Source organism: Sphingomonas sp. (genome assembly GCF_035490575.1).
Lineage (GTDB): Bacteria > Pseudomonadota > Alphaproteobacteria > Sphingomonadales > Sphingomonadaceae > Sphingomonas.
This window is the reverse complement of the sequence record NZ_DATJLI010000054.1, coordinates 1-6257: the sequence shown is the minus strand read 5'-3', so window position 1 is coordinate 6257 and position 6257 is coordinate 1. Positions and strand designations below refer to the sequence as shown.

The following is a 6257-nucleotide window of genomic DNA, read 5'->3' as shown; positions in this document are numbered from 1 at the left end:
GATGACGAGCGGCCTGCCGCTGCCGCCGGGCTTCAAGCTGCCGTTCTGACCCATCAGGCGAGGTTCAGGCGACCCGCCGCATTGACGGTTGCGTATAAGACTATAACAATACACTGCGGCAGGCCGCGCTTCTCGCGCGATTGATTGGGGCAGCACACGCACCCATATAGCGGTGCAAGGGCCGCCCATAATGTCCGGGTTGAGCCACGGAGATTGCTTTGACTACGACCTACCCCCTGCTTCCCCTGCGCGACATCGTCGTCTTCCCGCAGATGATCGTCCCCCTGTTCGTGGGGCGCGACAAGAGCGTCGTCGCGCTCGAAAAGGCGATGGAGGCCGATAAGGAAATCTTCCTCGTCTCGCAGCTGGATCCGGCGGAAGACGATCCAGACGGCGATGCGCTCTACGACATGGGCGTCATCGCGACGGTTCTGCAACTGCTGAAGCTGCCCGACGGCACGGTCCGCGTGCTGGTCGAGGGGCGCCAGCGCGCGAAGCTGGAGCAGGTCGTGGTGGAGGACGGCTACCTCGCCGGGAGCGTCGCGCCGCTCGATGAAATCGTGGCCGAGGGTCCGGAGGCCGCCGCGCTGATGCGCTCGGTCGTCGAGCAGTTCGAAAACTATGCCAAGCTCAACAAGAAGCTGCCGGCAGAGACGCCGGTGCAGCTGCGCGAGATCGAGGACGCCGGCCGCCTCGCCGACGCGGTTTCGGCCAATATCAACGTCAAGGTCGCCGACAAGCAGGCGCTGCTGGTGGAGACGGACCCCGGCAAGCGGCTAGAAATGGTCTTTGCCTTCATGGAAGGCGAGCTTGGCGTCCTGCAGGTCGAGAAGAAGATCCGCGGCCGCGTGAAGCGGCAGATGGAGAAGACCCAGCGCGAATATTACCTCAATGAGCAGCTGAAGGCGATCCAGCGCGAGCTGGGCGGCGAAGGCGAGGAAGCCGACGAGCTGGCTGAGCTGACGCAGAAGGTTGCGAAGCTCAAGCTCAGCAAGGAAGCCCGCGCGAAGGCGACAGCCGAGCTCAAGAAGCTCAAGACCATGCAGCCGATGTCCGCCGAAGCGACGGTCGTGCGCAATTATCTCGACGTGCTGCTGGGCTTGCCGTGGGGCAAGAAGAGCAAGGTCAAGACCGACCTCAAGGCGGCGCAGGAGATCCTGGACGCCGATCATTTCGCGCTGGAGAAGGTCAAGGATCGGATCGTCGAATATCTCGCGGTCCAGGCGCGCACCAATAAGCTGAAGGGCCCCATCCTCTGCCTTGTCGGCCCTCCGGGCGTCGGCAAGACTTCGCTCGGCCGGTCGATCGCCAAGGCGACGGGCCGTGAGTTCGTGCGCCAGTCGCTGGGCGGCGTGCGCGACGAAGCCGAGATCCGCGGCCATCGCCGTACCTACATCGGCTCGCTGCCGGGCAAGATCGTCACCAACCTCAAGAAGGCGGGGGCCATGAACCCGCTGTTCCTGCTCGACGAGATCGACAAGCTGGGCCAGGATTTCCGCGGCGATCCCGCCTCCGCGCTGCTTGAGGTGCTCGACCCCGAACAGAACGGCAAGTTCAACGACCATTATCTGGAGATCGATATCGATCTGTCGGACGTGATGTTCGTGTGCACCGCCAACACGCTGAACCTGCCGCAGCCGCTCCTCGACCGCATGGAGATCATCCGGCTGGAGGGCTATACCGAGGACGAGAAGGTCGAGATCGCCGAGCGCCACCTGATCGCCAAGCAGATCGACGCGCACGGGCTTAAGGAAGGCGAGTTCGAGTTGACCAATGCCGGTCTGCGCGACCTGATCCGCTATTACACGCGCGAGGCTGGCGTCCGCACGCTGGAGCGCGAAATAGCCAAACTGGCGCGCAAGGGGCTGCGCCGCATCCTGGAGGGGAAGGCGGTGCAGGTCACGGTCACGCCCGACAATCTGCACGAGTTTGCGGGCGTGCGGAAATACCGCTTCGGCGTGGGCGAGGAGGAGCACCAGATCGGTGCCGTCACCGGCTTGGCCTGGACCGAAGTCGGCGGCGAATTGCTGACCATCGAAAGCGTGACCGTGCCGGGCAAGGGCGCGATCAAGACGACCGGCAAGCTGGGCGACGTAATGAAGGAAAGCGTCGAGGCGGCGATGAGCTTCATCAAGGCACGCGCGCCGACCTTTGGCATCAAGCCCAGCCTGTTCGCGCGCAAGGACGTGCACGTCCACTTGCCCGAAGGTGCAGTGCCCAAGGACGGGCCATCGGCCGGTATCGGGCTGGTCACATCGATCGTGTCGACGCTGACCGGCGTGCCGGTCCGCAAGGACATTGCGATGACCGGCGAGGTTACGCTGCGCGGCCGTGTGCTGCCGATCGGCGGCTTGAAGGAAAAGCTGCTGGCGGCGCTGCGCGGTGGCATCAAGACGGTGCTGATCCCGGCCGAGAACGAAAAGGATCTCGCGGAAATTCCGGCGGTCATCAAGGATTCGCTGCATATCGTGCCGGTCGCGCATGTCGATGAAGTGCTGCGTCTGGCGCTGACCGAACCGCTGGAGGCGATTGACTGGACCGACTCGGACGAACTGGCCGCGCAGCCGCCGGTCGGCGTGGCGTCGGCGGCGGACCCGGTTCGGCACTGATGTGACCCGTTGCGGGACGGTCATCGGGCCGTCCCGCCGGTTGCGGCGCTGCAAGTCCCGCGAACCGGGGCATTTTGCCGCATTCACGCCGCTTTTTCTTTGACAGGCGGTTGCCCGATGGGCCTACTGCCGCATCAGTCGCTTTTCGCGGCCGAGTCCGATTTTTCCAGGAACAGCAGACAGGGGTTTTTTGGGCAATGAACAAGCAAGAGCTGATCGCGCAGGTCGCCGACTTGTCCGGCCTTGGCAAGGGTGATGCCAGCAAGGCCGTCGAGGCCGTATTCGATTCGATCTCGACCGCACTCAAAAAGGGCGATGAGGTTCGCCTGGTTGGTTTCGGCACCTTCTCGGTCAGCAAGCGCAAGGCGTCGACCGGCCGCAATCCGCGGACTGGCGAACCGATGACGATCAAGGCGTCGTCGCAGCCCAAGTTCAAGGCAGGCAAGGTCCTGAAGGATTCGGTCAACTGACCTGCCGCCGGCGGCGCATGAGACATGCGCGCCGGGTCAAAAACGGGCTGGACAGGCGCGAGACAGCCGCCTAAACGCCCGGCTCCGATTTCGCCATGATCGTTTCACGGTTCCGGCATCGGGCGCGTAGCTCAGCGGTAGAGCACACCCTTCACACGGGTGGGGTCACAGGTTCAATCCCTGTCGCGCCCACCATTTCGATCAGACCCGTCACGCTATTCGCCGTGGCGGGTCTTTTCATTTTATTCGACATATCCTGAAAAGCGCACCGTGCATCATGCTTTTGCTTGTCTCGCCGGACACAACCACAAACTTGATTGCTTGTGTTTGCGAACAACAGGAGAAATTTTGATGCGTTCGTTCAACCTTGCTGCTGTCGCCATGGCCACCACGCTGTTCGCCGCCCCCGCGATGGCGCAGACTGCGCCGGGTCAGACCAGCCCAGGTGCGCCCGGCCAGACGATGCCCGGCCAGGCTGACCCCGCCGCGCCCACTGGCGCCGCCCCGCAGTCGGCGCCGCCTGCCGCCGCCGCTTCCGGCCCGGTGTCGGACGCAGAGGTCACGCAGTTCGCCAACGCGCTGACGGCTGTCGACAAGATCAACAAGGATACCGCGACCCCGGCGGCTGACAAGCAGACTCAGATGGCGCAAGCCGTCACCTCGGCCGGGCTGACGCCGGAGCGGTTCAATTCGATCGCCACCGCGATGAGCAGCGATACCGCGCTGCAGGCGAAGGTGGCAGCCGCGATGCCGCCTGCCGCCCCTGCGGGTGGCGCTGCCCCGCAGCAGTAACGAAAAAGGGGAGCCGTGGCGGCTCCCCTTTCTTTTTGGGTCAATGAGAGGCGAGCTTATTTGCCGCGCCGCTTGCGATGCGATTCGAGGTCCAGCACCGCCGAATCTGCGCCTTCAGGCAGCAGGCCCAGCCGCCTTGCGACTTCCTGATAGGCCTCGACCTCGCCGCCCAGATCGCGGCGGAAACGATCCTTGTCGAGCTTCTCCCCGGTGGTCGCGTCCCACAGGCGGCAGTTATCGGGGCTGATCTCGTCGGCGAGGATGATCCGGGCATAATCATTGTCCCAGATGCGGCCGAATTCCAGCTTGAAGTCGATCAGCCGGATGTTGATCCCGGCGAACAGGCCCGACAGGAAATCATTCACCCGGATCGCCAGGTCGGCGATGTCGTGCAGTTCTTCCTGGCTGGCCCAGCCGAAGCACAGGATATGCTCGTCGGTGATGAGCGGGTCGCCCAGCGCATCGTCCTTGAGATAATATTCGATGATCGTGCGGGGCAGTTGCGTGCCCTCTTCGATGCCCATCCGCTTGGTCATCGAACCTGCGGCGACGTTGCGGACGACGACCTCGATCGGCACGATCTCGACCTGACGAATCAGCTGCTCGCGCATGTTCAGGCGGCGCAGGAAATGCGTCGGCACGCCGATATTGCCGAGCATCGTGAAGATGTGCTCGGAAATCCGGTTGTTCAGCACGCCCTTGCCGTTGATCGTGCCCTTTTTCTGGGCGTTGAACGCGGTCGCGTCGTCCTTGAAATACTGGATCAGCGTGCCCGGTTCGGGGCCTTCATAGAGGATCTTGGCCTTGCCCTCATAGATCTGGCGGCGGCGAGCCATTCGCGTGTCCCTGAAACGATCGGCCCCGGCAGCGCGAAGCCGCGCGCCGGGGCAAGTGAGTGCGCGCCTATACCGGATGGGGGGCGGGGGTGCAATCGCGCTTGCCGCACGCCAAATGTCGCACGGGCGTGTCGTCCCGGCCACAGGCGCGGGGCATTCGGTTGCCAATGGGAACTCGTTTGACGCATGGGCGCTCCCCACCAAAACAGATCACGGGAAAGGATGCGGGTTATGTTGCGTAAGGCGTTGGGATTAGCCGCGGTATCGACGGTGGCGATGGGTTGGGCGGGGGCGGCGCACGCCAGCGGCTTTTCGCTGAAGGAACAGTCGGCCAAGGAAACCGGTCGCGCCTTTGCCGGCGGTGCGGCGGCGGCGGACGACGCGTCGATCATCTTCTATAACCCGGCGGGCATGACCAAGTTGGAGCGCAGCCAGGTCTCCCTCAACAGTCATATCCTGTTCGTCGACAGCCAGCAGCGGAACAATGGCTCGACGTTGAGCGTGCCGGGTGCGCCCGCGACGGTGCCGGTGACGGGCAGCGACGGCGGCAATCCGTTTGACCAGCCGGTCATCGTGCCCACCGGCTACGCGGCGTTTCGCGCCAGCGACCGGTTGTGGTTCGGCCTGGGCATCAGTGCGCCGTTCGGGCTGAAGGTCGAATATGACCCGTCCTTTTTCGGCCGCTATGATTCAATCAAGTCCGAGGTGAAGACCGTCAACATCCAGCCCAGCGTCGGCTATGCGATCAACGACAATGTGTCGATCGGCGGCGGGATCGACATCCAGCAGATCGATGTGAAGCTGCGTAACGCGCTGCCCAATCTGGTGCCCGGCGCGGGGGATGGAGAGGTCAACATCTCTGGCGACGACCTGTCGGTCGGCTGGAATGCGGGCGTGCTGTTCAGTCTGGGCAAGGCGCGGCTGGGCGCGCATTATCGCTCGAAGGTCGTGCACCGGCTCGACGGCCAGTATCAGGTGACGGGCCTGGTCGGTCCGTTGGCGAGCGGCAACACCAGCAGCTTTGCCACCGCGCCGCTGGAAATCCCGGAAAGCGTGACGCTCAGCGCGATGTATGGCGTGGGCGACCGGGTGCGGGTGATGGCCACCGGCCAGTGGTTCAACTGGTCGCGCTTTGACGCGATCAATGTCGAACCGCTCGGGCGCCCGACCGTGGTCAGCGAACAGAATTACAAGGATAGCTGGTCGGGACATGGCGCGGTGGAGTTCGACGCCACCGACCGCCTGACGCTGCGTGCGGGCGGGCTTTACGACACGACCCCGACACAGGATGCGTTCCGCACGACGCGCGTGCCCGACGGCGACCGGACCTGGGTGACCGGGGGTGCGACGTGGCGCCTGAACGACCGCATCGACGTGAATGTCAGCTATGCCCATGTATTCGTCAGCGAGGAGGAACTGGACCGTTCCGACGTGCTGTTCGCGGGCACCGCGGCGGCGCGGACGGCCCGCACCGTGTCAACCAATTCCGGCAACGCCGATGTGATCGGCACGTCGCTGACCATCCGGCTGTAAGCGACCGGCGGGGGGGG

Annotated in this window: 5 protein-coding genes and 1 tRNA gene; 5 read left to right on the top strand and 1 reads right to left on the bottom strand. The window is 64.2% G+C overall.

Translation table 11 applies throughout. The features are described from left to right. Positions 1-218 precede the first annotated feature (218 nt). The 4 genes from lon (at position 219) to VL973_RS03725 (ending at position 3871) form a co-directional block, all read left to right on the top strand. Entirely contained in the window at positions 219-2609 is a 2391-nt protein-coding gene (gene lon, locus VL973_RS03740; RefSeq protein ID WP_325282687.1) for an endopeptidase La, read from the top strand. Positions 2610-2806: 197 nt separating this feature from the next. Next, the gene (locus VL973_RS03735) at positions 2807-3079 is read left to right on the top strand and encodes an HU family DNA-binding protein (RefSeq protein ID WP_325282686.1); all 273 of its coding nucleotides are present in this window, start codon (positions 2807-2809) and stop codon (positions 3077-3079) included. A gap of 120 nt (positions 3080-3199) precedes the next feature. Beyond that, positions 3200-3274, top strand: a tRNA-Val gene (locus VL973_RS03730). A 156-nt stretch (positions 3275-3430) separates the two neighbouring features. Beyond that, complete coding sequence (locus tag VL973_RS03725; protein ID WP_325282685.1) at positions 3431-3871, top strand: DUF4168 domain-containing protein; 441 nt, start codon at positions 3431-3433, stop codon at positions 3869-3871. A gap of 56 nt (positions 3872-3927) precedes the next feature. Here the strand turns inward: VL973_RS03725 and purC are convergent, their stop codons facing one another. After that, positions 3928-4707: a phosphoribosylaminoimidazolesuccinocarboxamide synthase gene (gene purC, locus VL973_RS03720; RefSeq protein ID WP_325282684.1), complete on the bottom strand. Its 780-nt coding sequence runs from the start codon at positions 4705-4707 to the stop codon at positions 3928-3930. 231 nt (positions 4708-4938) lie between these two features. Between purC and VL973_RS03715 the strand changes: the two genes are divergently transcribed. Next, positions 4939-6240, top strand: coding sequence for an OmpP1/FadL family transporter (locus VL973_RS03715; RefSeq protein WP_325282683.1), 1302 nt, complete (start codon positions 4939-4941; stop codon positions 6238-6240). The last annotated feature ends 17 nt before the right edge of the window (positions 6241-6257 follow it).